General features: G+C 24.7%; 38 protein-coding genes and 1 other RNA gene. 21 read left to right on the top strand and 18 right to left on the bottom strand.

Translation table 11 applies throughout. The features are described 5' to 3' along the window. Window position 1: 1 nt before the first annotated feature. The 9 genes from HPY57_15235 to HPY57_15275 all read right to left on the bottom strand — a co-directional run bounded on the left by HPY57_15235 (window position 2) and on the right by HPY57_15275 (window position 6,586). Entirely contained in the window at window positions 2-325 is a 324-nt protein-coding gene (locus HPY57_15235) for a hypothetical protein (protein NPV13119.1), read from the bottom strand. Window positions 326-493: 168 nt separating this feature from the next. Then, window positions 494-940 carry an SsrA-binding protein SmpB gene (gene smpB / locus HPY57_15240; GenBank protein ID NPV13120.1) on the bottom strand — a complete coding sequence of 149 codons (447 nt, stop codon included), beginning with the start codon at window positions 938-940 and terminating at the stop codon, window positions 494-496. After that, entirely contained in the window at window positions 933-1,115 is a 183-nt protein-coding gene (gene rpsU, locus HPY57_15245; protein ID NPV13121.1) for a 30S ribosomal protein S21, read from the bottom strand. The genes smpB and rpsU overlap by 8 nt, the downstream gene beginning before the upstream one ends. 188 nt (window positions 1,116-1,303) lie before the next feature. Beyond that, entirely contained in the window at window positions 1,304-2,086 is a 783-nt protein-coding gene (locus tag HPY57_15250; protein NPV13122.1) for a 3'(2'),5'-bisphosphate nucleotidase CysQ, read from the bottom strand. Window positions 2,087-2,130: 44 nt separating this feature from the next. Further along, window positions 2,131-2,982 (bottom strand): glycosyltransferase family 1 protein, encoded by an 852-nt coding sequence (locus tag HPY57_15255; protein NPV13123.1) that lies wholly within the window; start codon window positions 2,980-2,982, stop codon window positions 2,131-2,133. A 125-nt stretch (window positions 2,983-3,107) separates the two neighbouring features. Beyond that, on the bottom strand, window positions 3,108-3,809 hold the full coding sequence (locus HPY57_15260) for a hypothetical protein (GenBank protein ID NPV13124.1): 702 nt from the start codon (window positions 3,807-3,809) through the stop codon (window positions 3,108-3,110). Window positions 3,810-4,083: 274 nt separating this feature from the next. Further along, on the bottom strand, window positions 4,084-4,812 hold the full coding sequence (locus HPY57_15265; GenBank protein NPV13125.1) for a hypothetical protein: 729 nt from the start codon (window positions 4,810-4,812) through the stop codon (window positions 4,084-4,086). A 335-nt stretch (window positions 4,813-5,147) separates the two neighbouring features. Then, window positions 5,148-5,813 carry a hypothetical protein gene (locus tag HPY57_15270; protein NPV13126.1) on the bottom strand — a complete coding sequence of 222 codons (666 nt, stop codon included), beginning with the start codon at window positions 5,811-5,813 and terminating at the stop codon, window positions 5,148-5,150. A 92-nt stretch (window positions 5,814-5,905) separates the two neighbouring features. Then, window positions 5,906-6,586: a hypothetical protein gene (locus HPY57_15275; protein NPV13127.1), complete on the bottom strand. Its 681-nt coding sequence runs from the start codon at window positions 6,584-6,586 to the stop codon at window positions 5,906-5,908. 84 nt (window positions 6,587-6,670) lie between these two features. Between HPY57_15275 and deoC the strand changes: the two genes are divergently transcribed. Next, window positions 6,671-7,402: a deoxyribose-phosphate aldolase gene (gene deoC / locus HPY57_15280; GenBank protein ID NPV13128.1), complete on the top strand. Its 732-nt coding sequence runs from the start codon at window positions 6,671-6,673 to the stop codon at window positions 7,400-7,402. Between the two features lie 573 nt (window positions 7,403-7,975). Then, entirely contained in the window at window positions 7,976-8,311 is a 336-nt protein-coding gene (locus HPY57_15285; GenBank protein NPV13129.1) for a hypothetical protein, read from the top strand. Between the two features lie 460 nt (window positions 8,312-8,771). Here the strand turns inward: HPY57_15285 and HPY57_15290 are convergent, their stop codons facing one another. From HPY57_15290 to HPY57_15310, 5 genes are all read right to left on the bottom strand, one after another. Continuing rightward, window positions 8,772-8,963, bottom strand: a complete 192-nt coding sequence (locus HPY57_15290; GenBank protein NPV13130.1) for a hypothetical protein — start codon at window positions 8,961-8,963, stop codon at window positions 8,772-8,774. Window positions 8,964-8,988: 25 nt separating this feature from the next. Further along, the gene (locus tag HPY57_15295) at window positions 8,989-9,429 is read right to left on the bottom strand and encodes a hypothetical protein (protein ID NPV13131.1); all 441 of its coding nucleotides are present in this window, start codon (window positions 9,427-9,429) and stop codon (window positions 8,989-8,991) included. A 159-nt stretch (window positions 9,430-9,588) separates the two neighbouring features. After that, window positions 9,589-9,900 (bottom strand): hypothetical protein, encoded by a 312-nt coding sequence (locus HPY57_15300; GenBank protein NPV13132.1) that lies wholly within the window; start codon window positions 9,898-9,900, stop codon window positions 9,589-9,591. Window positions 9,901-9,975: 75 nt separating this feature from the next. Then, window positions 9,976-10,365, bottom strand: coding sequence for a hypothetical protein (locus HPY57_15305; protein NPV13133.1), 390 nt, complete (start codon window positions 10,363-10,365; stop codon window positions 9,976-9,978). Window positions 10,366-10,373: 8 nt separating this feature from the next. Continuing rightward, window positions 10,374-11,096: a hypothetical protein gene (locus tag HPY57_15310; GenBank protein NPV13134.1), complete on the bottom strand. Its 723-nt coding sequence runs from the start codon at window positions 11,094-11,096 to the stop codon at window positions 10,374-10,376. Between the two features lie 171 nt (window positions 11,097-11,267). Here HPY57_15310 and HPY57_15315 point away from each other — a divergent pair, with 171 nt between their 5' ends. From HPY57_15315 to HPY57_15335, 5 genes are all read left to right on the top strand, one after another. Beyond that, complete coding sequence (locus tag HPY57_15315; GenBank protein ID NPV13135.1) at window positions 11,268-11,432, top strand: hypothetical protein; 165 nt, start codon at window positions 11,268-11,270, stop codon at window positions 11,430-11,432. Then, a complete protein-coding gene (locus HPY57_15320) occupies window positions 11,404-12,285 on the top strand; it encodes a hypothetical protein (GenBank protein NPV13136.1) in 882 nt (293 codons plus the stop codon). The genes HPY57_15315 and HPY57_15320 overlap by 29 nt, the downstream gene beginning before the upstream one ends. 87 nt (window positions 12,286-12,372) lie before the next feature. Next, on the top strand, window positions 12,373-13,227 hold the full coding sequence (locus HPY57_15325) for a hypothetical protein (protein ID NPV13137.1): 855 nt from the start codon (window positions 12,373-12,375) through the stop codon (window positions 13,225-13,227). Between the two features lie 103 nt (window positions 13,228-13,330). Beyond that, window positions 13,331-13,852, top strand: a complete 522-nt coding sequence (locus HPY57_15330) for an arginine decarboxylase (protein ID NPV13138.1) — start codon at window positions 13,331-13,333, stop codon at window positions 13,850-13,852. A 318-nt stretch (window positions 13,853-14,170) separates the two neighbouring features. Next, window positions 14,171-14,716 carry a hypothetical protein gene (locus HPY57_15335; GenBank protein ID NPV13139.1) on the top strand — a complete coding sequence of 182 codons (546 nt, stop codon included), beginning with the start codon at window positions 14,171-14,173 and terminating at the stop codon, window positions 14,714-14,716. A gap of 196 nt (window positions 14,717-14,912) precedes the next feature. Here the strand turns inward: HPY57_15335 and HPY57_15340 are convergent, their stop codons facing one another. After that, a complete protein-coding gene (locus tag HPY57_15340) occupies window positions 14,913-15,296 on the bottom strand; it encodes a hypothetical protein (GenBank protein ID NPV13140.1) in 384 nt (127 codons plus the stop codon). A gap of 163 nt (window positions 15,297-15,459) precedes the next feature. Here HPY57_15340 and HPY57_15345 point away from each other — a divergent pair, with 163 nt between their 5' ends. The 7 genes from HPY57_15345 (at window position 15,460) to HPY57_15375 (ending at window position 19,414) form a co-directional block, all read left to right on the top strand. Then, window positions 15,460-16,593 carry a hypothetical protein gene (locus HPY57_15345; GenBank protein ID NPV13141.1) on the top strand — a complete coding sequence of 378 codons (1,134 nt, stop codon included), beginning with the start codon at window positions 15,460-15,462 and terminating at the stop codon, window positions 16,591-16,593. 2 nt (window positions 16,594-16,595) lie between these two features. After that, window positions 16,596-16,751 carry a hypothetical protein gene (locus HPY57_15350; GenBank protein ID NPV13142.1) on the top strand — a complete coding sequence of 52 codons (156 nt, stop codon included), beginning with the start codon at window positions 16,596-16,598 and terminating at the stop codon, window positions 16,749-16,751. Window positions 16,752-16,821: 70 nt separating this feature from the next. Further along, window positions 16,822-17,508 (top strand): hypothetical protein, encoded by a 687-nt coding sequence (locus tag HPY57_15355; GenBank protein ID NPV13143.1) that lies wholly within the window; start codon window positions 16,822-16,824, stop codon window positions 17,506-17,508. Between the two features lie 4 nt (window positions 17,509-17,512). Beyond that, entirely contained in the window at window positions 17,513-17,953 is a 441-nt protein-coding gene (locus HPY57_15360) for a GNAT family N-acetyltransferase (GenBank protein ID NPV13144.1), read from the top strand. A 55-nt stretch (window positions 17,954-18,008) separates the two neighbouring features. Further along, window positions 18,009-18,575: a hypothetical protein gene (locus HPY57_15365; GenBank protein ID NPV13145.1), complete on the top strand. Its 567-nt coding sequence runs from the start codon at window positions 18,009-18,011 to the stop codon at window positions 18,573-18,575. Between the two features lie 276 nt (window positions 18,576-18,851). Continuing rightward, a complete protein-coding gene (locus tag HPY57_15370) occupies window positions 18,852-19,010 on the top strand; it encodes a hypothetical protein (protein NPV13146.1) in 159 nt (52 codons plus the stop codon). Window positions 19,011-19,258: 248 nt separating this feature from the next. Further along, a complete protein-coding gene (locus tag HPY57_15375; protein NPV13147.1) occupies window positions 19,259-19,414 on the top strand; it encodes a hypothetical protein in 156 nt (51 codons plus the stop codon). Window positions 19,415-19,560: 146 nt separating this feature from the next. Here HPY57_15375 and HPY57_15380 read toward each other — a convergent pair whose 3' ends face one another. After that, entirely contained in the window at window positions 19,561-20,442 is an 882-nt protein-coding gene (locus HPY57_15380; protein NPV13148.1) for a hypothetical protein, read from the bottom strand. A 37-nt stretch (window positions 20,443-20,479) separates the two neighbouring features. Here HPY57_15380 and HPY57_15385 point away from each other — a divergent pair, with 37 nt between their 5' ends. Next, complete coding sequence (locus HPY57_15385; protein ID NPV13149.1) at window positions 20,480-21,307, top strand: flavodoxin family protein; 828 nt, start codon at window positions 20,480-20,482, stop codon at window positions 21,305-21,307. A 24-nt stretch (window positions 21,308-21,331) separates the two neighbouring features. Here the strand turns inward: HPY57_15385 and HPY57_15390 are convergent, their stop codons facing one another. Then, window positions 21,332-21,646 carry a hypothetical protein gene (locus HPY57_15390; GenBank protein NPV13150.1) on the bottom strand — a complete coding sequence of 105 codons (315 nt, stop codon included), beginning with the start codon at window positions 21,644-21,646 and terminating at the stop codon, window positions 21,332-21,334. 375 nt (window positions 21,647-22,021) lie between these two features. On the opposite strand from HPY57_15390, the gene HPY57_15395 reads away from it, so the two are divergent. The 4 genes from HPY57_15395 to HPY57_15410 all read left to right on the top strand — a co-directional run bounded on the left by HPY57_15395 (window position 22,022) and on the right by HPY57_15410 (window position 24,842). After that, window positions 22,022-22,744 carry a hypothetical protein gene (locus tag HPY57_15395; GenBank protein NPV13151.1) on the top strand — a complete coding sequence of 241 codons (723 nt, stop codon included), beginning with the start codon at window positions 22,022-22,024 and terminating at the stop codon, window positions 22,742-22,744. A gap of 202 nt (window positions 22,745-22,946) precedes the next feature. After that, on the top strand, window positions 22,947-23,201 hold the full coding sequence (locus HPY57_15400) for a hypothetical protein (protein ID NPV13152.1): 255 nt from the start codon (window positions 22,947-22,949) through the stop codon (window positions 23,199-23,201). Next, window positions 23,198-23,560 (top strand): hypothetical protein, encoded by a 363-nt coding sequence (locus HPY57_15405; protein ID NPV13153.1) that lies wholly within the window; start codon window positions 23,198-23,200, stop codon window positions 23,558-23,560. The genes HPY57_15400 and HPY57_15405 overlap by 4 nt, the downstream gene beginning before the upstream one ends. Window positions 23,561-23,654: 94 nt before the next feature. After that, entirely contained in the window at window positions 23,655-24,842 is a 1,188-nt protein-coding gene (locus HPY57_15410) for a hypothetical protein (protein NPV13154.1), read from the top strand. A 136-nt stretch (window positions 24,843-24,978) separates the two neighbouring features. On the opposite strand, the gene ssrA is transcribed toward HPY57_15410, so the two are convergent. Next, window positions 24,979-25,344, bottom strand: a transfer-messenger RNA (tmRNA) gene (ssrA, locus tag HPY57_15415). Window positions 25,345-25,650: 306 nt separating this feature from the next. Between ssrA and HPY57_15420 the strand changes: the two genes are divergently transcribed. Both HPY57_15420 and HPY57_15425 read left to right on the top strand, forming a co-directional pair. Next, window positions 25,651-26,130, top strand: a complete 480-nt coding sequence (locus HPY57_15420) for a hypothetical protein (GenBank protein ID NPV13155.1) — start codon at window positions 25,651-25,653, stop codon at window positions 26,128-26,130. A gap of 57 nt (window positions 26,131-26,187) precedes the next feature. Continuing rightward, entirely contained in the window at window positions 26,188-26,568 is a 381-nt protein-coding gene (locus tag HPY57_15425) for a hypothetical protein (GenBank protein ID NPV13156.1), read from the top strand. Window positions 26,569-26,668: the final 100 nt, after the last annotated feature.

The raw sequence follows: 26,668 nt of genomic DNA on the forward strand, positions 1-26,668 counted from the left end.
ATTATTTAAAGTTTGAAACATCGATAGAGTCAAACATATCTTCTTTCTCTGCGTATCGTACTTTGTAATATGCAATTACATCAACTTCGCTTGGTAAAGTTCTACCAGGCACAAAGTTTGTAAGCTCGTAGACGAAAAAAACAAGACAAACTTTAGAAAATATTGCAAGAACGCCAATTAAAGCAACTGCTGCAAAAGGAGCAAAAGCTACAATAAATACTTTTCTCTTAGAGATTTCTCTTTTAGTACTGATTAAACATTCAATATTCATATTTTCATGCATTTTAATGTTTATTTTATCAATACCTGAATTGACTAAAATCATGGCAATAATATGAGAAAATTCATGAATAAGAATTGATAAGTAACCATATAAGTTCCAAACACTCTTTAATATATCTTTTATTTTTTTCATAATACAAAGATACAGCAAAAAACCTAAAATAAAAAATCATACTTAAATAAAGTATGATTTTTTATCAATATATTATAATTATTTTTCATTTTTCATATACCTATCTATATCACGCTTTTTGATAGTTTCTCTCTTATCGTAATCTTTCTTACCACGAGCCAAACCAATATCAAATTTAACTAATCCTTTATCTGTCGTATATATTCTTAATGGTACTATTGTATATCCTTTCTCAGTAACCTTTTCAGAAAGTTTCTTCAGTTCTCTTTTAGTCATAAGCAACTTTCTTTCTCTCAATGGTTCATGATTATTATATGTTCCATTCTCATATTCAGCAATATGAAAATTTTTCAAATATAATTCTCCATTAACAAAATAACAATATGAATCATTGAAACTTATATTACCATTTCTAATAGATTTAATCTCAGTACCTTGTAACACCACTCCAGCAATATAATTATCAAGTATTTCAAATTTGAAATACGCTTTCTTATTCTTAATATTTATATTATTGTTATTCATTATTTTTAACTTGTTGTCTATATTTTGCTTTTATTAATATTTTTCTTCTTTTTACGGATTTTTTTTCATTGAACATTCTATCCTTTAATTGTTCCATTAACTTTGTTTTTCTGACTTTGTTTTTATATTTTTTCAAAGCCAATTCAAGTTCTTTTTCTACCTTTATTATTAACATATTATAATATTATTTTTTATCTTCTATTTAGTTATTTCATTTTCTTTGTCTTTCTAAGTCGTTCAAGTTCAATCTTTTCGACATAAGTTAATTCACTTTTTAATTCGAGTTCTTCAACTCTTCTTAACCACTGACGATAGTGAACGTTTATTCATTTTAAATAATTTCTTATATCCATTATTATATATTTATTTTACTACAAAAGGTGGATTAATCAATTTTTCTTTGTTGTATCTCAATTCTAAACCACCTAAAGTATATACATTCTTTCCAGCAAATTTTACAATAGCATGAGCTGCAGCGGTGTCCCACTCTTTTATTGAAGTCATTCTTGGATAAATATCAGCTGTACCTTCTGCAACCATACAAAACTTTAACGAACTACTACTATTCTTATACGTAAAATCTTTACCTATTGTTATATTATTTATATAAAGTTGTGTATTTTTGTCCAAGTTTAATTTTGAAGCAACTACAGTGTATTTTTCAGTTTTGGTATAAGGTAATTTTTGTGATTTCTCAATAAGATTTTCTTCATAATCACCTATCCACTTATAAGAACCAATATCTTTGTGTGCAAAATATAATTCTTTTGTTACAGGTACATATACTACACCTAAGATAACTTCATAATCTTCTATAAGCGCAATGTTTACTGTAAATTCTATTCCACCTTTTATAAATTCGCTTGTACCATCTAATGGATCTACTAACCAAATTCTTCTAGAATTTCTTCTAATTATATTGTTTTCTTTCAAAACATTAGGAATACTTTCTTCAGCCACAATAGGTATTCTTGTTTGTTCAAGTTGTTCAATAATAATCGAATTAGCAATAAGGTCAGCATTAGTTACATAGGATTTATCTTTTTTGAGTTTGACTCCTTGTGTAATATTGTTTCTAACTTTAATGATTTCTTCACCTGCCAAGTAGGATGATTTGATTGCAATATTTAATAGGTTGTTTAACATTTGTATATTTTATTCCACCTTATATAAGAAAAAACCAGAAATGTTTATTTCTGGTTTTCTTTTATTATTTCTAAAATCCTTTTTGCTCTATGAGTATATGTGTGATTATTCTTTACATGATTGTAACCACTTTCAGCAATTTTTTCTCTAATTTGTGGATTACCAAGATAATAATTTATTTTTTGTAATAAATCTTGTTTGTTTGTATATGTTACAAGATGTTCACCTATATTAAAAAGTTTGTCAAGATTTTCTGTATAATTGGTGAGTAAAAAAGTTTTACAACCAAGTGTTTCAAATGTTCTGTAATTAATATCATCTGCCATATTTCTATTAAAATGAATTTTAAAAGAATTTATAGCATTAACCATATCATCTCCTATGACAAAAATATATTTCTTAATATTAGGTATTAAATTGATCCAATCAGCACGATTAACCCAGTTTCCACAAAAACCTATATCAATTGTTTTTTCTATATTTGGTTTCGGATAGATTAAATCATCTGGGTAAGCATTTGGTAGATAGTAACATTTTTGATTTGGAAAATATCTACTATGTGATTCAATAGCATTTAATACAATATCAATTTTGTTATGGTCACAAGTTTGTCTGTGTTGTTGTGGTATCACATGACTATCAATACTCCAAAATAATTTCAAACCTTTAAAATTTGAAATGTTAGGTAACCAACCATTATTATAATTTTCAATTAGAAGAATAACATCACAATCTTTTGAAACTTCTTCAAATTTAAGGTTATAATTAGGATAATTTAAACCCCAAACCACAGAGTTTACACCTATTTTATCAAATGATTTTTTAAAACTTAAAGATTCTCTAAATTGCCAGTTTTTTTCGTGTCTACCCTTTTCTTGTATTATTAGTATTTTCATTTAATTTGAATTATTTTTCACCAACTATCATAAAAGAATGATTTAAATCCCTTTCACTATAAAAAATATTTTTATATCCTTTATGAGTCATTTTGAACTAATATACTCATTAACAAAACATAAATCTATATACATAATATATCTATTTCTTTTTTATATTTATTATAAGGTCTTAATAAATGCGAATCGATATAATAACTTTCTTTTAATTTATTTATATCATAGGTCCAATTACTTCTATCAATTCTATTTTTGAAATCTCTATCTCTTAATATTTCACATTTTCCAATTCTATTAAATTTATTAATTGTGTTATATATATATTTTTCATCTGTGTTCCAATCCATATTCGAGTATGATCTCATTTTCATAATAAAACTAACATAATCTTTTTCTATTTCTAACAAGTTTACAAAAGTTTGACCTTTGCCTAAAATATAACATATTGGATAAAATGGTACATTACTATATGGTTGGCCAGAATAAAACAACAATTTATTATCAGGTAAATTCTTCGCTTTATCTCTAAAATAATTACCATTTAATGGCAACATATCAATATCTGACATTAATAAATTTTTATCTCTTAATAATGAAGTAGCAAATAATCTAACATTCTGTGACTGAAACCCACTATCGATTCCATCTATAACCTTTATATTTTTTATTAAACCATATTTGGTTTCATTTATATCTGTTTCATTATTAGTTATATTTAAATAAAATACTTTATATCCGAGTTTATTCCATTGAGCTGAAACAATTGGATAAAAATCTTTATATAAAGGATTATCATCCGATGATATTACAACATAATCTATATTCATAATTCTTTTGTTATTTTTAATCAACTTTTTATTGTGTTATCCATATCATAATATTTATATTCTACCAATTTACCACCAAATATATATTTATTAACTTTTTATATTTGTTGTACAAACTAATATTTTTTATTATTTATCAGATAAAACGGACAACCTACTATTAAATAATCATACGTTATTTTATCTTTTTATATAATCATCATAAAAATTAGATTTTCTTTTATTCTTAAATAATCCAATGATGTTATATTAATGTCTTATGGTATATCTATTACTATTTCATTTTTTGTAATATGTTTTTAGCAATAGTAATATCTTTTACACCATGACATATATAGAAATCTACATTATTCATCCAACCATAACCATGTCTATCTTTTTCTATTTGAGTTGGATTTATAAAATATTCATAATATGGATCATAACAGTCTGCATATTTTGTACTATTATATTTCCATAACATAACATTATATATTGTCTCATCATAATTTGGTGGATTTATATTATTTTTAAATAAATATTGTGATAAATCATAACAGTCTTTAAAAAAATTCTTACATTTTTTCGAAAAAATATAAGTAGCATGAACATATGGTTGTGTTTTTTGTTTCACATTAAGTTCATTCATTATTCGAATTTGATTATTAGGATCACTAGGGTGTAATGAACCAAAAGGTGTTTGTGAATCTACTACATATTTATATTTTTCAAATAAGTTATCGCTATATTTAGTCAATATCATATCTGCGTCTAATTGTACGCCAATATCAAATTCACTATTAAGAGAAGAATACAACTTACTATAACATATTGAAGCAAAATTTTCATTATTCACATTTATTCTTCTTGAAATAACTCTATCACTATTATATTTGTAATTAAAATTAATAGCAAAAACCTCGATATTATATTTAGAGAAAGTTATCAAACTTTCTATCAATATATTTGTTAATTGTATATATTTTTGATTATTATTTACAAAAGTTACATATCCTTTTTTCATAATTTATTATTCTCTTTTTTGTATAAATTAAAAACATCATCATCCCTAATATAATGAAATGAAATTTGGTCAAGGAATGTAATATTTTTTATTTTATACGGCGTATCATAATTAAATTGTGTTAAATAATTTGAAATATATAATAAACCTGACATCACTTTTTTGGATACATAATTATAATCAGATCATTCTGTAACTTTGATATTATTTTTTTATATTATTACTATCATTGAATATAAAAAATCTTCACCTTTAAGCCAAGTGTTAGTAATATCTAATAATTTTTTTTATATTTACCAGTACCAATCACACAATATAATATTTTCATAATCAATTTAATTTTTTATCATCATCCTATGTTTAATATTAAAAGGTTGGTCATATTCATCGAAAGCTTCACCAACAAATTCTTGTCCAATTCGTTTTGTTGGAAAAGGTTTCTTATGTTTTTCATAATTAAAGAATTCATCATGAACAAAGCAATCATCCTTTATTTTTTGATAAATATGTTCCTTTAAAAAATTTTGATCGACTTGCCAAAAATTTCCTTTTATATATTTTTCTATTAATTCTTTCATATCACTCAGTATTTTACCTCTAACTCCCCACATACCTCCTAGTATTTCTGTTCCGTGATATGGATGGTCTCTCATAATGTGGAAAGATTTGTTAGATTTTAACCATTCATCCACAGCATATTTTTCTCTCAAATTCAATCTACTATCCGTGTCACGACTTATCATAACTTCTACATCATTTTCACTCGCTGGTAAAAACCTATCAAACATACAAACCCAACCATCATTTAAAGTCATAACTATTTCCACATTATTTATATTTTTTAATTCTTTTATTATGTCATTTGGAGTAGATTTAGAAGAACAATAAAATCTAGATATCCAACCTGGATATATTTTATTTGTTAAATGTGCATTTTTTATAGCACCTATAGTATATTTTGGATTGTTACCCCATAAACAAAAAGAAATAATTTTTTTCATATAATATTGTTATTTTTTAATATATCTATTATAAAAGTTAATTGGTTTTTTGAACTCTCAAATCACTAAGTACAAAATCATACTTTGCTAAATTATTTTTTAAGCAAATGAATATCGAAATTTCTTTGCTTTCTTTGCATAAAGAACTGATAATCTTCCGGATAATACTTATGATTTATAGCATATAGTAGATCCATTTTATCCCTATATTTTGGAATATCAGGATGTTCATGTTTAATTATACAAATATCTATATAAGTTTGTTTACCTAATTTTTCAGCAACTAACATAAATTCATTATCACAATAAAAAGATTTATAACCAGGTTTATATAAATATCCAAAACGATCAAAATATTTTTTACCCATAATAGATAATGTATTTAAATCTTTTCTATTACCATCAAAAAACCATAAAACACCATCTGTATCAGGATAATATTTTTTCATATTTTCACGAATAATATTATCATATCCTTTTAATTGTGGTATCATATCATCTGATGCTAATAATACAATGTCAAATTGGCATTTATCTATATCAGCATTTACAGCTTCTATTTTATTTTTATTATTACCTACATAATATTTAAGGTTTTTATAAGTAGATAATCTATCTATAACTTTCTGATTATTCATGGTTTTATCATCAATATCAATAGAAATACAGAATTCTGTGTTATCTTCATCATCTAAAAAAGCATAATATCTATCTAATACATTAAAAAACCTATCTACTCTGCCTCTTGTCGGAAACTTTATAAGTAATTTCATATGCAAATTTTAATTTTTTTTATTTATATATTACAATTTATTTGTTCCAATTTTTAATATATAATGAAAATAAATTACAGAAAAATGATTCATAATTATAATACTTTCAAACGTCTTAACGAAGCAAAAAACAATTTTAATCATCTAATAGATTACACATATCTTAAAAAGAATGCGACAGTAGATGATATTAAGAAAATATGTGAAGAAGCAATAGAAAACCATTTCTATTCAGTTTGCATATATCCAGAAATGGTTGGTACTGCTAAAGCATTTCTTGAAAACGAAGACCCAATTGTTTGTACTGTAATATCTTTTCCTAATGGTGATGATTCAACTAATTACAAAGTTAAAGAAACACTTAAAGCAATATCTAATGGTGCAGATGAGATTGATATGGTTTTTAATTATAAAAAACTTAGAAAACTTGCCATATTAGAAGGTGAAGATTATGAATCAGTTTATAATGAATTGGTAACGGATGTTAGACAAGTTGCTCATAGTTGTCATAAAAATGGTGTTATTCTGAAAGTTATTATTGAAGTAGAAGAAATAAATTATAATGAAATAAAATTGGCTTGTGAGATATGTGTTGAAGCTGGTGCTGATTATATTCAAACATCAACAGGATTTTCAAAAATTAATAAATTTTTTTCTGAAAAAGTAGAACAATTAAAATATATGAGAAAGATTCTACCAGAATATATAAAAATTAAAGTATCTGGTGGTGTTAGAAATAAAGAACAAGTTGATATGGTTTTACCTTATGTTGATAGAATTGGAACATCTGTCATTATAAATGATATTAAAAATTAACAATAAAGAAGAGAAAGAATTGTTTAAACTTCAGCAATTAAATGAAGTTAAACAAAATTAAAAAGGATATACATATTCAATCAGATTTGATTTGACAAACTTACAAGAATTTTTAAATAAACACAAATAAAAAACAAAGATATTTGCTGAAGGTATCGTAAACAAAATAGGAATAAAATTAAAAAGCTAAAACCTTTTAGTATATTTATATAAGTTTGATGAATTTAAACAAAAGATATTTAGGTATTGACTTAAATCCAGATACAATTGGTATTTCGGTTTTATAAAATGGATAGACTTGTTCATACTCAAGAATTTAGTTTAAAACCAATTTTCAATAAAATATTGAATGAAAAATTAAGTTCCAATTTGGATAGAATGAAATATTTTCAAAACAAATTAAAATTTGAAATATTTGAAATAAACTTGCTATTTCAATGCTGCTATTTCAATGCTAGATTGATTACCATCAGTATAATTGTGTTGTAAGTTTCCAATAAAACTTGAATAAGTAGGATTAACAAAATATAGTTTTATATTTTAATATATATATACTAAAAATAATTTAACAATATGAAAAATAATAAACACGTAGAAAGTTTCGAAGAGTTCAATGAAAAGTTAAATATATTTGGAAAGAAAAAAGAATCTAATATAAATTTAGGTGATAGTAAATTAAAGAATTTTGGTTTAGATGAATTTATAAAACAATTCATTAGAGGATTAGATAATCCTATAATAATGAGTATGTTTTATAGAATGTTAGATACAAATTCATTTACTAAATTTGGTCAAAAAATATTTACATTCACGGATGAGGAAAAAGAAAAATTAGAAAAAATTAAACCATTACTGGATGATTTAGTTAATACTGTTTCAAAAATTAAAAATATACAGAATGGTGTGTAAAAAATTATTATAAATAACGGTTGCAAATATAAAACGTTTATAACTAAACTTTAATGTTGGGATATAATCATCATTTGTAATACTATATTCAAATATATCAAATTCTTAAAATGAAAATAGTATCATTCAATCTTGAAATTTTTATTTTTTTTTAAGAAAAAAAAAATAAAAATTTAGAGATATTATCATGATCTTGCACTTTTCGAATTAAAATAATAATTATCAGAGACTATAGAAATTAAATATAATGATGTTAAATATGGAAATTTAAGTATTAAGATATGCTTGATGGTGATAACTAAAACATATTCTTAATTGTTTGATTAAAATAAATTTATTAAAATGATGGATTTTAAAATACCATTATTTGTGTTGCAATTTAAATATTTGGTATGGATAAAATAAAACTTATGAATGTCCAAAGTACGATACTATAGAATAACACATTTTACAATGATTTTCATGTAGTATAATTTTCATAACGTAATTTGTGTTTTAATTTGCGAGTGTATGATTTCTTTGAATGATGAATTTTGTGTTTTGAAATAAAGCCTCTTTCGTTTTCATTATGAGCAAGCCATTCTCCATGACGATTTGCTTTAATGTAATTGTTAAGAGTTATTATTTTCTTTATGTTTTTTCTTGCTTTCATAATTACAAAGATAATACAATAAAAATTATACATTACCTTGACTTCTAAGATAATCTATTTCGTCTTTAGTTAGTGAGTTCCAACCACCTACTGATAGTTTATCTAACAAATCATCTATATTATATTCTTTCTTTTCAACTGGTTTAATTCCTTGAATATTTTTTAATTGATCAAATACATAATTATCATTATATTTATCTTTGAGATATTGACCTAAAGCATTAATATTTTGTAAATACCAATTTGTATTTGATTTTACTGTTTCATCAAGCTTTTTAACACCTTCGATCAAGTCTTTGTTAATGTTCTCTAAGTCTTTAATTTCTTTACTTAGTGTTTTATTATCAGATTTAAGGTCATCGATATTTTGTTTCAATCTTTTTGGATCATGAATACTTATAGCAAGTCGATATCCAACAAATACTAAAAATATAGAACATAATATAATTAATAAAATTAATAGCATATTTATATTGTTATATTATTTAACCATTCACTTTCAATTATATCAAGAATTTTGTAGATTTCTTTAATCATAATACCGTACTTTTCAGAAATCTTTTCAAGTTCTTTATTATATTCTTCTTCAGACATTATATCGTAAGTTGTTTTATTAATAAGTTTTTTAATATCTTTTTTTTAGAGAATTTGAAATAGAACCAGTCTTTTTAATCTCTAATATAGATTTTAATTTATCGTATTTTTCTTTATTAAAAGATGAATAGAATATACTAAGTGGTTTATCACTTACTTTTCTTTTATATTTATTTGAATAAAATACTTCAATTATAAATTCAATTGATTTAATATCATAGGTTGTAGTACGTTCATTAAGTATTTTTTCAACATTTTTCCTTATGCTTTCATCAACAATTTCAGGTAATTTTCTTTTAAGAGACTGTTTGTTGAGCTCAAAATCCGATAATTTATATTTCATAATACTTTATATTACTTATTTATATAAATTGCTTTATATATACAAAATTAATACAAATATATTTCAAAAAAAAAATTATTCTTCAGAATCGGCTTTCATTTCATTACAAAGTTTGCACATAGTTTGGAAATTAATTATCTTGTTTACACCACCTTTAGATTTTGGAATAATATGATCTATTGTAATAAGGACTTCTTCACCGTCTATAAGACCATATAAATCAAGATGTAATCCACCTCCTTTATCTTTTTCTAATGCAAAAAATGAACCTTTTACACCACAATTAACACAAACAATACCTTTCTTATGAAAAATTTTTGCTCTTTTTGTATTTATTTCAAAACCATCTTTTTCCCAGTATATTATTCTTGGATTTTTTTCAATCCATTTGAATACTTCTTCTATTGAGTAAGTTTTTAATCTTTCAAGTCCATTATGTGTAGGTATAATCTTAGGTTTGTTCATCACGATTGTTATTTTTTATATTCATCAAAGGTTTTCATACTTCTTATATGTAATTTACACCTTCTGACAAATTCTTCTTTGTACTCTTCAAGAATTGTTAGATTTTGTCCAGTTTTGAATAGCATTTCAGATAAGTCTGGATATCTATCCGCAATTTCTTCTTTTGAGTAAACTTCTACACCATCAGTTAAAGCAAGAGACTGTCCTATCTGAAATGACATAGATTTCAAATAATCAACCCATTTTAGTCCAACATTTTGTCCTAAATCATCAATCTTTGAAAGATCAATAATATCTAAAACTTTTATTTTTTCTACAAAATTTCCTTTTAATGCTTTTTTAACTTCAAAACGATGTTGAGTATAAGAAAGGTTCATTAACATAAACCTTGCACTACGCATTATTTTAATATCAACATCTCTATCAACAAGTTTTGTAATCTGTTGTTCGTGGAATTGTTTGTGTAGATTATAAGTTAAATATAATGAGTTGTTTATTTCATCACTTATACCTTTAAATACTTCAACAATAATACCATCTTTTAATACTGCAAGGTTGCAGTTTATCTTTTTGATAGGCATACTAGTATCAAGAAAAGTGAAATACAGTTTCTTGTTCCATTTTTCGCATAGTTGTTTCGCTTCATCTGTTTGAGGAATTTTATCAACAAAAATCATAACATTATAATCTTCAGATGATTTAGAACCAAATATTTGAAATATGTTACTCATTTTACAAAATTAAACATTTTTTTCTTTATATAAAAAAATATCACAAGTTTATATATGAATATTTATCTTTTGTTTTTTATATATATTATTAAATCGATTATAATGTAAATGATTTTTAAATTCAAAAAAATTTATTGTAGCAAAATACCAAGGAAATAAAATGTATAATTTATGAAATATTTAAAAACATATGAAAAATATAAAAAAGTAAAGCAATTAAGTCTTTTTCCTGATCAAGAAACCGATAAGGTTCAAAATGTTGCTAAAAAATTTGTTCAAAAATATAAAACAAATCAAAAGAAAAAATTTGAAAAACAAATTTGCCACAACCAATGATGTAATTAAATATTATGACGATAAAAAAATCTTTAATAGAATTTGTGAGGATTTGTATAATAAAAATTTGTTTGATTCATATGAATATGATTATGTTGCAAAAATATATTTTGAAAATAATAAATACATTTTGATTGATTATTTAAAAGACACTGGTGACTGGGGTGAGTATTTTAATGATATTGAAGATGAAGAAAAAAGAATAAACAAAGCCGAAAAATATATATTAAATTATGTAGATTTTGATGATATTATAAAATCAGAAATAATAACAAATGAAGAAGAATTTTTAAGATACATCCAAAAAGGATATAGTAATTTTTTTAATTATTATGGTATTGTAGATGATCAATATTGGGACAAAATCATATATATTTTAAGATATGAAAGTGTTGATAATAAAATTCCTATATACAGGTCTATGATGATTCCAAAAACTGTGCAAAGTTTAGAAAAAATGGAAGATTATAAAGGTGTTGGTATTTATTGGTCATATAGTGAAAATGGTGCTATTGCTCATTGTGGTCATTATGGATCAGATATGCAAGAACTTATTTTAAAAGCTTGGGTTGAAGTAAAAAATGTAGAATGGGATATAACTTTTGAAAGAAGTATTTATAGTTTAAGAGATGAACAAGAAGTGTATTTAATTCAAGGTTCAAGTGTAGAATTGTTTGAAATATATTTACCTGGTAAAAAAGGTAATATAATGAAAAATTTTAATCCAAAATACTTCGAAGAAACATATGGTTTTGATAGTGATACAATATATAAGATAAGAAAGTCATATGAGGTTGATGCTAAGGATAAATCAACAATAGTATTTGATCCACCAATTGATATTATAGTATAAATAAAAAATTGATAAAATATATTACAAATATTAAAAAAACCGTTTTAAAAAAATAATATATAATGTAAAAAAAATAATTTATAAACTATGAAAACATTAAAAAATTGGAAACAATTTAATGAAGAAAACATATACGGAGCTGGTTGGACAACTACAACAAGTAATGTATCAAAAAAACCAGAACAAGTTAATCAACCTGTTGAAACACAATCACAACCAAAAATTAAAAAGACTGATGATTTCTACATTACCTATTTCAGAGTACCAGTCGCAATTGAAAAAAACGTAGATGAAAGTATTTTCTATAAAAATGAAGATCCAAAAGAAATAGCCAAAATACTTGATAAAGAAGGTATTGACGGTTGGTGGTTTGTTGAAGATTATGAAAGATGGAAAAAATATGCACAACCACAAGAATTAGGTGAAAAACCAAAAAGAGAAGATTTTGATGACGAAGATGATTACTTAGAAGAATTGGAAGATTGGTATGATGAATATAATAATTGGCAACCTTCAATAGATGCTTATGTTAAAGATAATTTTTATGATTGGGAACAATTTATTAATCAATTTAAAATATATGGTAGTGTTGTAGAAAATACAACTCAACTTGAAAGAATTCAAATTTTTGATGTATTAAAAGATGATTTTAATGATTCTGATATAGTTCAATATTTTGATGAAGCAAAATCTCTTGGTATTGTTAGTATGGAAGTTATTGGTGTAGATTTTGATGATGAAAGCAGATTTACAATCGAGGTAAAATCTACAAAACCATTAACAGACGATGATAAAAATAAAGTTAAAGAATATATTGAAGGTCAATGTTCTGATGGTTGGGGAGAAAGTCTTGAACAACAAGAAATTGAAGGGTATTATGTTCATACCTGGTGGGATCACAAAACAATTAATGCACCAGATTATGAAATATTAGTAGATTAATCAATAAAAAAAAATAAAAAAAAAGTTAGTCAAAACGACTAACTTTTTTTATTTATACTCATCTGATTAAAATATATAAATCAAAAATAAATAAATATATATAATGAAGAAACAAAATACTATTCCAGGAAATTTTTTCATTACAAAAGGTTCAGGTTGTGATGAGTATGAGATTCATGCTGGTGCAATGCACATGGCTATGTGGGATGCAGGTATTGCAGACTACAATTTAATGACTTACACATCTGTTTTACCACCAACAAGCGAATTGGTTAAATTAGATGATATTGAGTTACCACCACCTGGATCAGAATTAAAAACTATTTCTGCTATAGCTACAGGTAGATATTCTGAATTTATATCGGCTGGGTTGGTATTTGCTTGGTTATATACTAATGATAGTATGGAAGAAAAATATATGGGTTTAGTTTGTGAAGTTGCTGGTCACTATAGATTAGAAGATTTAGAACAAAAACTAAGAGATGTGGTACAAAATTTATACGAAAAAACATATAAGACAAAAGGTTATGTATTAGGTGAGCCTGAAATATTTATGGAAGGTCTTAAAATAACTGATACTTACGGTTGTGCTATGGTTTGTCTTTGTTTCGTAGATTTTGATTAAAAGTGCAATATATTAAAAAAGTGCATTTTTAATGCACTTTTTTAATTGTCATTTATTATTTCTTCAATCTTTTCAAATTTATCGACATATTTTTTTAATATATCACTGTGATAAGATTTACTACTTTAAAAAATGTTTAAAAAATAATATATATTATAAAAATAATTTATAAACTATGAAAATATTGAAAAATTGGAAACGATTTAATAAAAATTCTATTAGATGGAAAAAAACACACTGGTAGGCTCACCAAAAATAGTTGAAGGCAATTTTGATTGTTCTGATAATAAATTAACATCATTAGAAGGTGCTCCAGAAATAGTTAAAGGTAATTTTGATTGTTCTTATAATCAATTAACTTCATTAGAAGGTGCACCAAAAAAGGTTAAAGGCAATTTTAATTGTTATTATAATAAATTAACTTCATTAGAAGGTGCTCCAGAAAAGGTTGAAGGTTATTTTAATTGTTTTTCTAATAAATTAACTTCATTAAAAGGTGCACCAAAAATAGTTGAAGGTTATTTTAATTGTTCTGATAATAAATTAATTTCGTTGGAAGGTGCTCCAAAAATGGTTGAAGGTGATTTTAATTGTTCTTTTAATCAATTAACTTCATTGGAAGGTGCACCAGAAATATTTAAAGGTAGTTTTTATTGTTCTTATAATAACTTAATTTCATTAAAAGGTGCACCAAAAAAAGTTGAAGGTAATTTTAATTGTTCTTATAATAAATTAATTTCATTAAAATATGCTCCAGAAATAGTTGAAGGTGATTTTATTTGTTATGATAATAATTTAACAGAAAAAGATATAGAATGGTTAAAACAAAATTCTAAAATAAAGGGAAAAATTATATGGAAATAAAATATGAAAAATTATAACAATTTCATATTAGAAAAAATCATTCGAAAAGAAAACATAGATCCATATACTTTTTGATTTTCATAATTGAAATCTTTAGTTCCGTGTCAAGTAACGATTCAAAAGAATCAGAAAAGATATAAATAAAAAACTTATTATTTAATCTTTTTTCTATTATTCTATTTAATCTGTTTTTGTTTTAATTTTGGTTATCTTTTTCTTTTAGTTCTTCATCAAGTAAATATCTATGATCCTTTGGTAGGATATCAAATCCTATTTGTTTACCTAAAATTATTAATAGTAATGTTAATGGAACAGTAAAAGGAATTCCTTGAATTGCTATAATTGGTAATACTTTTACGAGGTCTACTGATTGTTTTTTAAGAAAAAGTTTTTCATTATCAAAAACATTTTCACTACGAATAAGTTTGACTAATATTTGATAAGCAATCTTTGTTTCTTCTCCTTCTACTTTAACAACATTCCAAACATTTTTAGATAAAGTTTTACCTTTATTCAATAAATGTTTGACTTTCATAAGAGTAGATTCATTAATACCGCTTATATTTTCTTCATCTAACATTTCAATATTTTTTTTTTCATATTATATAAAAAAAATAATATCTATCCTATCAACTTTACTATATATGTTTATATTAAAAATTTTCATATTTGTTTTTTATTATATATTAAAACTAAAATTCTTTTTTAATCTATATAAAGAAATTAAAAATTAATTGATATGAATGAAAGTAAATTTAATTTTAGATTCCTCATACATTCTTTATAAAAATGTATTTATCCTTAAAAAACTACACAGAATCAAGCAAGACCTTGCTGATTTGCTAATGAATGATTTCAACAAACTTACAAAATCTTTTGCATTTGATAACATATATTTTGTTTCTGACTCCAAACAAGGTAATTGGAGAAAACTCATATATAAAGAATATAAAGGTAACAGAAAAAGAGATGATAGTATAGATTGGGATTTTGTATATCAAGTTTTTGAAGAATTTAAAGAAAAAATTCGCAATAAAAAGAATATAAAATCATTAGAACTAGTTGGATTAGAAGGAGATGATTTTATTGGATATATTGTAAGAAAAAGTAATGAGAAAGGTTATTCTAATGTAATACTTGGCTCTGATAGAGACCTTAATCAATTAATTAAATATGATTTAAATAAAAAATTTATAAACATTCAATGGAATTATAAATTTTCTGATGAAAGAATTTATTTACCAGAGAATTATCAATTGGTCATAGAAGAATTATCAAATTCTGTGAATGAAAATATATTTGAATTAGACAATAGTTCTGATTTTGTAAAATACATTGATAATTTAATTAATAAAACCAAAACAAAAACAGTTGTTGCTGAAGAAATAATGTTTTGTAAAATTCTTGAAGGTGATAATGCTGATAATATACCTTCTGTTATACAAATAAAAGATGGTAAGGTAGATGAAAATGGTAGGGGTATAGGTAGAGATGGTGCTGCAACAATTTATAAATTGTACAAAGAAATACATCCAAAACCAATAGATATAGATTCAGATGAATTTGTAGAAAATTTATCAGATATTATTATTTATCACAAAAAGATAAAAGACATTACTGCTAAGGATATAATAAAGAAAAACATTATATTTAATCGTAAATTGGTGATATTAGACCCAAAATATATGCCACAAGTAACATATGAAAATATGAAAAACTTTTTTAATGAAGTTGATAATCGTGTAATTAAATATGAACCTGAAGATTTGGAAGCAAAATTAGAAGAAGATAATTTCTTTGAAGAAAAAATACCAAAACAATTTAATTTAGAATCAGATGGTGAAGTATTTAATCCTGATTCTTTCTGGGAATTATAATTATGAAAGAAAAATCATTAGAAGATAGAAAAGTAAAAGAATATATCATTATATACTACAAAAAACTTCTTGATGCTGCGATAAAAAGAGAAGATTATGAGAGTGCCATTAAATATAAAAAATGGATTGAAAATCTCGAAAAAAGTGGTAAAAAGTGATACACCACTTTTTTATTGTCTGTAATTAATATATAAACTATAAATTGTTAAAAAATAAAAATTAGAAGTAATGAAAGGATTATTTAAGCCTAAGAATTTATACGTATTTAATGAAGACACACTAACTTATGAGAGTATTAAAAAAAAAAGAAAATTTGGATTATTTTTATTTATATTTTTATTCTTTGTCTTTGGTATGATTATCGGACATTTTGTTGAAATGAAATATAAATATTTAAAAAACGACATAGACTATAAGACAAAATATGACCTTATAATAGGTACGACAGAATGGAAAGATTCTGTTTTCACAGAATATGAAAAACAAGCAAATCTTTATTTATCACAAAAAGAATTTAAAAATACACCTATAAAAGGATCTATGCTGGCACTTGCTGCAAGAAACGCATATGATTCAACAAGTATAATAGTACCACTTGAGTTAGCATTAGCACAAGCACAATGGGAATCAGATATGGGTCGTAAAGGTCGTTCACCAATAAACAACCCATTTAATGTTGGTGAATGGGAAACAGGAACAGTATTATTTTTTGAATCTACATTTGAAGGAATACAAGCATATTATTACCTAATGTGTAAAAATTATCTGAAATGTAAATCACTTAAAGAATTATTTAAAAATTTTACAAATTGTTCTGGTAATAGATATGCCACAAGTAATTATGAAAGTATTATTAGTACTGAATATTATAAAATAAAAGGATGGTTGGAATCAAATTATAAAACTGAGAATTAGATTGATGAAAATGATTAAAAAATTTGAAAAATTTTTAAAAGAAAATTACGAAATAATATTTGAGAAAGGTGTATTGATTGCACCTGATTTAACTTACGAAATTTTGCCAGTAAGTGCAACGAAATTATCTTTAGAAAATTTTTTTAAAAATGTATTTTCAGGTAGTTTAACTACTGAAAAACCATTTATTAAAGATAAAGATGGTTATGTTGAAATGGTTGGAATAGGTATCAATAATCCTAATTTAAGAGGTATTGGGTTAGGAGAAAAAATGATTACTTTAATGTTAGAATATTTAAAAAAACAAGGTGTAGTAGGTATAAAATCGATCAATAATAGTAGTTATGCAGATATAAAAGGAAGAACGAAATCGGCAGAAAAAATGTGGGAAAGGTTGCGAAAAAATAAAAAATTTATTGTATCTAAAAAAAAATATGGATTATAAAATCAAACTTGCTAACGGCACCAAATTATAAAACTGATAATTAATATATAGTTTTATGATTACTAAATTCAAACTATATGAATCTATAAATGAATGGTTATCAAAAAAAGGTAAATTCATAGGTAAAGGTGGATTTGGCGAAGTTTTTGAGATCGTAGGACATCCTAATCTAGTGTTAAAAATCACAACAGACCAATCAGAATATGAAACTGCAAGAAGATTGATTGGTAAAAATACCGAATACATAGTTAATTATTATGAAGCTGAACCTTATCAGAAAGGTTCTTTTTTATTAATTATGGATAAAATCAATACAAAATTACCTCAGAATCTAAATAATATATTAGACGAATTGAATATTTATTGTTATGATTATGATGAAAATTTCTATTATAAAACATTATTTGATGCAGAAGAAATAGAATTTGTAATTGAAGATTATACTGAAGAGTATCCTGAAAAAGATGTAAAGTATGTTATTGAACAATTACAAGAGATTGTAAAAGAATGTAAAGAAAATGATATTGATACCAACGATTTTCATTCAAAAAATATAGGTCAAAGGAACGGACACCTCATATTTTTTGATGTTGGTGCACAAAAATTAAATATCAAACAATGATAACTAAATTTAACGAATTTAATGAGGGTCTTTTCTCAAAAAAACATTATGAAGATGATGATATAGGTTTAAAAATGCTTACATATTTAAACAAAAATGATTTTACATTATCAAATACTATCAAATCAGATGGATATTGTTATGAATTGATAAAAAAATTTGACTACAGAACTAAAAATGCCAAAACAACTCATTCTAAAATGAAAATCAATTTGATGTTTGATTATAAATTCTTATATTGCGAACATTTTCGCAATGAATATTTTCGCAATTACTATGGAGACAAATAACCCTTTTAAATTCGGTTCTGTTGTTGATGATGTTTATTTTACAGATAGGAAGAATGAGATTAATGAAATAAAACAAACACTTAATAGTAAAAATCATTTAATTCTGATTAGTCCCAGAAGATTCGGTAAAACCAGTCCATCCTAAAGTCTGTTAAAAATCTTCAAAAAAATTACATATACCTTGATTTGCAATTAACCAACTCTGTTGAAGAGTTTGTATCACAATATCTGAAAAAAATATATACGCTTTTTCCTGCCGAAAATAGGTGGTCAAGGAAATGTTAAAAAGTTCTTAAATTCTGATGGTAAATATGATTATGCTGATGCAAATGGTACTAAAATTTCAGAATATTTATCTAAATTTAGTGGATATAAAATAAATAATCTTATAAAATGAAAAAAGAATTGATAAAAGAAAAAGAAAGTTTGTTACAATGGTTGCAAAAAATAATGGAAAATAATCCAGAGGAAATTGAAAATTATCAAATGAAAGAATATATAGAAAAACAAATTGAAAAAATAGAAAAACAAATTGAAAATAATGACTAATTCCAAAAGTCATTATTTGAGAAAATTTGATCACTCATCTTCATATAAACAAGATGTTCTTCCAAAAGAATGTCTAATTTCTTTTTCTACATATTTTATTTTTTCTTCAAAAGTCATTTAAAATACTTTCTAGTTCTTTTTACCATCTATTCTATATTAAATTTAAAATCTTTATCGTCTTTATTATCAATAATCTTTTTAAGATTTATTCTCTTTCTTTTGTTTATTTCTTCTTTCTTTTTATTTTTCAAGTCTTCTATGCTTTTTGGTTCAATTGATATCAATTTTTCCTGAATACCTGGATTGTCATTTTTTGCTTGTAATTTACTCAATTTTTCTAAGAAATTAGAACCATTAAAATATGTGTCAATATAAAATATCTGTTCATCTTCAGATTTTATTTCACCTGTTATTTCTGGTTTATGTTTTATAAAATCCTCATAATACTTTTTATTAAATTCAAAATTTTTATCGAACTTTTTAAATACTTCCATTGTAAAAAAATTTGTATCAAAATATGGTGAAGATTCTATAAATTCAAATATCGTGTAATCTGTTGGAAATCCATTACTTATCATATGAAATGGCAATTCTAAAAAATCAAAAATATCTTTCATATTTTTTGTAATATCAATAAGTTTATCATTATATTGATATTTTAATCCAAATCTTGTATATCTTAAATTATAAGAACTGAAAGCTAATATATCTATCATAATTGGTAATATATTCCAACAATAATACCAAAAGGTATAATACCAATCATGCTGATTTGTTTTTACAAAATAAATTGTAAAATCATCTATAACACTTGTTATAATACCTTCTTTTTCATTAACTGTATCACAATTAAATATTTTACTTATATCATATGACGTAATATGGTCAGGAATAACTATATACATATGGTTGAAACTCACTTTATCAATATGACAAAATGGTAATTCGTATTGTATTTCCTCTTTTTCTAATGTATCAGATATTGTTTTAAGGAATAAAATAAATTCAGTTTTGTTCAAAGTTTTCATGAATTTTTATATTCATTTATTTAATATATATAGTCGTATGAAAACAAAGTTTAAAAATTTTAGCAAAAAGTTAAATATAGTTCTAATCCAAGGTTCACCAAGATACGTGAATAATTGTCCAGATGAAAATTCAAAAACGTCTAAAATAATTAAATATGTTAAGGATAATATAAAAAATGTTGATTTTACTATAATAGATTTAAAATTGAGTCCTGATAAACATATTATACAGCCTTGTAAAGGATGCGTTTCGACTGCTGGTGGGGCTCATTGCCAATATCCGTGTTCTTGTTACAATGAAGAAAATGATAAAATGTTTTCAGAAAAAATATATGAAAAATTAGAAAAGTGTGATGCTTTCATAGTTTTCACACCAATTCATTGGTCTGCAGCAACTTCACAAGTTAAAGCACTTTTTGATAGATTAGTTTGTATCAACCAAACTTTAACAAGAGAACAAGCTGAAGAAATTTACGATGGTGATATGAAAAATTCAACAAAGACTGCAAAATTTGAAAAGACTGATGTATATTGTGAATTAAAGAAAAATCATTGGGAAGGTAAAATTGCTGCATTTTATGCACATGGTGATGATGGTGCTGATGATTATAAATGTAGAGATTTTCCAGAAGTATTTAAAAAATATTGTTGTGAATTTAAACCAGAACAAATGATGATGCCATATGTTTGGCAATTAAGATATTCTGGTATAGATGTTCCTGATGAATTTGTAGAATCATTTTTTATAAAGGATAAAATTTCATATTCAGAAGAAAATGAAAAATTTGAAGAAGGTAAATATGATTTTATGTATGATAAAGCGATTAAACTTGTTAATAAGGTTATTAAAAAGTTAGAAAAATAATGAAATATTAAAAACGCCCAAACTTTACAATAATCTAGATAATTTTGCTTTCCTTAACTCAGTTTGAACCCATTCTTCAGCACTAGAGTTCTCATATTCAATATATTTTCTTTCATATTCTCTGGCACCTGGCATTAGTTCAGCGCCCAATTCTTGTATAGCTTCATCAAGAACTTCAAAATCAGAAGAATTTTTACTAACAAAATGTTTTATTATATCTTCATTCGTTACATAGAATATACTTTTAATACCTTTGTGTATTATACAATTATTACCACGTTCTCTAATAGTTATTATAGACCAATTGTCGAGAACAACGTACCATCTACATGGTAACATTGGATTATCTAAAAATATTTTTCTAAATTTGTAGAGGACTCGGTAAAATTGAAGATGATGAGTATTTCTACCTCAAACATATAGAAGAAACTGAATCCGAAGAAAAAAAAAACAGAAGATTCTGATTGTAAAGATAATACAGCAGAAAATGACTAAAGAATATCTTATAATTAAGAATCCTACAAAAAAATGGTTGAAAGATACTGCTTTTGGAGATGAATATATCTCCAAGAGTGGTATTATTTTTCGAATTGGTGATAAGACGAAAATATAAATTTAATATGTTGGTGTGAAAAAAAAAAATTAAACAGACTTTTAAACTTAAAAATGAATTAAAAATATAAACTAAAAATAGAATTATGGATACAAAGTATTTTGAAAAACATCGAATTGTGTAATAAAGTTCTTTCTATGACTTTTATCAAAGAAACTGCCAAACAGTACAACATTGAACTGACATACACTGGTGACAAAAAAGATGTTATCAAAGTAAATAAAAATGAATTCTCTAGACTATATCACATTAAAATAATGATAAGATATATTACAGCACCAAATTTTGAAACAATCAGCGAGAATGATATTGTTATCTTTCTCGCTGGTCCTATTCAGGGATCAGAAGATTGGCACAAACAGTGTTATAATTTTCTTAAAAAAGAATACGAAAGACTTAGTACATCATATAAGGAATTACCATGGAAACCTTTATTTCCAAATCTTGTAGTGTGTTCACCAAGAAGACAATCTGGTATAAAAAAGAATGAATTTGAGTACAAAGACCAGGTACTATGGGAAACACATCATTTAAGACTTGCTGGAAAACAAGGCGTTGTTCTTTTCTGGTTTTCAAACGAAAAAGAACAAATTATTGAAAATGGTAAGATAAGACCATATGCAAAAACAAGTAGATTTGAATTTGGAGAATGGAAAACAAGACATGATTTAACAGGTGCGAATGTTGTACTTGGTTTAGATACAGACTGGTCAAAAGAAAAATATTTTTTAACAAGAATAGAACAAGATGGTTCTGACATTCCTGTGTGTTACACTCTTGAAGAAACCGCAAAAGAATCAATTAAACTTTGTTTTAATATTTAATATGAAAGAAAATTATGTAGAACATTTGTAATAACTTTTTAGAATATTCTTTCGATTGTACAAGTGTGATTGAATCTAAAAATCAGCAGAAAAAGAATTAAAAAAATTGTGCAAAACTTTACTGACTAATTTTTTTTATTTTGAACAATTATGTAATTTTGTAAAACTAAAAATTTATTAATTCACTTAAATTTAAAGAAGTATGAAACTATCAAAAGGTATTATTTTTGCACTGGTTGGTGCTGTAATTCTGGTTGTCGGACTCAGTTTGTTTTTCTACAATATGAGTATAGACAACAAAGAAATCTCTCTGCGTGAGAAGTTTAAGGCTCAACAGAAAGTGTGTATGACAGCTCACGATGAAATGTGGAAAATCATCACACAGAAAGCCGAAGTATCAAACGAATACAAGAAAGCGTTTGAAGAAATTATGCAAAAGGCGATGGTGCTCTTATGAAGTGGATTCAGGAACAGAATCCTAATTTTGATGTTAGTCTTTATAAGGATGTTATGAACGCTATTTCAGATGAACGTACTAAATTCAAGAGAGCACAAGATATTTGTACCGATGTAAGTCGTGAATACTCAACTTTTATTAAGAAATCTCCTGCTAACTGGTTTATTGATAATGAAATTCTTGATGCAACTGAATATATAAGGTATTCTAAAAATGAGATTAAAGATATGAATCTTGATCTTACAACCAGTGAAGTTGTTAATATTCTTACATACAAACCAGTAACATCAACACAAACAGAAGAAATATTTGAAAAAGGTGTTGATAACAATGTAAAAATATTCAATACAGAAAAGTAATATAAAAATATAAAACAAATCCAGCCAAGTTATTGACTGGATTTTTTATTTTATAAAATCTTAGTATATTTGTATAAATTTAAAAATATTAAATATGATAATATTTGGTACTATTATAATCGCTTTCGCTTGTGCAGGTATTCTTTTATGGAAATTCCATGAACGTATTGTTTGGTGGGAGATTGCTCTCGTAATTATTATTCCAATTCTTTTATCTTTAGGTGCAAAAGCACTTATTGAAACTTATTCTGTTTATTATACAGAATATTGGGGTGATGAAGTGGTATCTGTAATCGAAGAAGAACCTTATAACTATTGGCACAGCGAAATTTGTTCAAGAGAAGTTGCTTGTGGAACAGACGAAAATGGAAATATTGAATATTGCACAGAATATTACGACTGTTCACATCAAGATGATGTTGGTCCTAATTGGTATGCTAAAACAAGACTTGGTAATTCTATTGTTATATCAGAAGAACAATATGATAAATGGAACAAACAATTTGGTGGTAATCGCATTAAAACTAATACACATGAAAATTACGATCCAAATGATAAATGTGTAAATAGTAGTGGTACAAAGTTTTCTGGTAAAAATGTTGGCAAATATTCATATACGTGGGAAACAAGATGGGATGGTAATTATTTAACATCTGTTCCTTTAACAACAGAACATTCTTACATAAATAAAATAAAAGCTTCAGATTATACAGTATTTAATTATATTAAAATAAGCGAAGATGAAGCAGATTCTTTAAATCTTTATGACTATCCTGATATGATTAATAATTTCAGTTATCCGTCTGTTCTTGGTTATAATAGTAATAAAATAAATAATGAATTTCATAGAATTAATGGGCACCTTGGATATAAAAAACAAGTAAGAATTTGGGTATTAGTTCATAATACAACCGATTCTGAAATTGGATATAAGCAAGAATGTTACTGGGTTGGTGGTAATAAGAATGAACTTGTAATTAATATAGGTGTTCAAGGTAAAGATATTAAGTGGTGTCATGTATTTTCTTGGACTAATATATCTTCATTAAAAAATGATATTAAACAGTTTGTGCTTAATCAGAAAGTATTAAATGATAATACGTTTATGCAAATTGCAGATTATATTCACAATGAAACTGAAAAAAGATTTGAAAGACTTGAATTTTCTCAATTTGATTATCTAAGTATAGAACCACCAACATGGACAATCATCGTGTCATACATAATAACTATTATTGTTTGTATAATTATTGGTGCATTAATCATTAATAATAAATATTAAAACTACAACCTAAAAGTAAAAAAAAATACTCGTTGATTAAGATAAATGTTTTGTCTGATTCATAATATTTAATAAAAAAGTCACTGAATATGTGACTTTTTTGTTATATTATACTAATAATCAATCGAATATCATTTGGTGGAGGTGGAGGGAGTCGAACCCTCGTCCTAATACCAACTCCTATTGATTTCTACAAGCTTAGAATATTTTTATAAATATTCAAATCAAAGTTTTCTTGGATTTTACTTCTTATTTAAACTGAAAACAATAAAGCGTTTAAATTTGAAGTTTTTGTTGATTTTAGCGTTTTACCGCCAAGTAACCTTAAGCTACTTCAACTTCGTTTAGTGAATCAACAACACTTAGAACGAATGTTGGAATTGCGGTATTTAATAAACTTTCGTCATTTAAATTTGTTTATTAATAATTTATTAATCGCTTATTAACAATGCGATACTTGCTTACAATATTAGTTAAAGTACAGTCAAAACCATACACCCCCATTCAAAGAACATTATAGTATATTATATATTTTATTTTTATATTTATTTTTCTAAAATGTTTAATTTTTATTTTACACATTTTTATATTAATTTTATAACTATGATACTAAAAAGTGATAACAACTACATATTTTCTAGTTTAGTAACTAAAACAAATAGAAATTATTTGGTTTATCTAAATAAAAAAAGTAAATTATAAAGAAAGATAATAAATATATAGGGTATTGGATATAATTATATAGAAATTTAAAATATAAACTTATAGATTTTTTATAATATAAAATAAGAAAAATTATTATTATGTTATGTTACAAAAACGAACAGAATTAGAAAAGAAAGAATTAATATTATTACTTTCTTGGTTAAAAGGCGAAGTATTTATTCAAAATAAAAAATTTAATTATGATGAGCTATTACAAAGATGTATGATCGATGATGATGATGATGATATACCGATTAATGTGTCTGACTATTTTGATGATTTGATGCTTGACCTTTATTCATTATATGAAAAACTATCAAAAATAACAAAGGAACAAATAGAAGAAAAAATAGTTAATAACACAATGTTTAAAATTCTTCCAAAAAAATGGATAGAAGAATCTATGAGAAGTTACCAATCTTTTTTACATTTATATGAAGAATTGATGATGTCTTCAAAATTTGAATATCCACAAATCAGAAAAATTCAGAAAAATTTAATGAATGATTTTATTACCAGATATATAGCATCTGAAGAATACGAAAAATGTATTGATTTGAAAGAGAAGATAAAAGAAGTGTAATGAAAAACTACATATGTTTAGTAAAATGTTTAATTTATTAAAAATGATAACCTATTCATGGCAAAATCTACTAAGATGATTAAATGGTTTGAACAACCAGAAGATCATAATTATCCAGCAGCAGAATCTTATTTATCTTTAATTTTTGATAAAAATGAAGTAGATAGGATTATAAGAAAACTAAGAGATGAGAAAATAGTTACATTCAAAGCCAAAGATATTTTTAGAGCTTCAAGATTGTCTTTGCTTGGCATCTCAAACTCTCATGTAGAAAAGACACATGAAAAAATTGAAAAAGGCAAATCTTTATCTCCACTCTTACTTGTAAGAGATACAAAGAAAAGACAAGTAATCATAGCAGACGGATACCATAGGATGTGTGGAGTTTATCATTACGATGAAGACATTGATATACCTTGTAAAATTACTTCAATTTAAATAAAAATGTTAAGTCATAAAAACTTTACATTTTTAATAACATTAGGAGCCAAGCTTATGATAGGTTCTATTAAAATTGAATAAATGGATTTACAAATAA

The sequence above is a fragment of the Ignavibacteria bacterium genome (assembly GCA_013177855.1).
Lineage (GTDB): Bacteria > Bacteroidota > Ignavibacteria > Ch128b > Ch128b > Ch128b.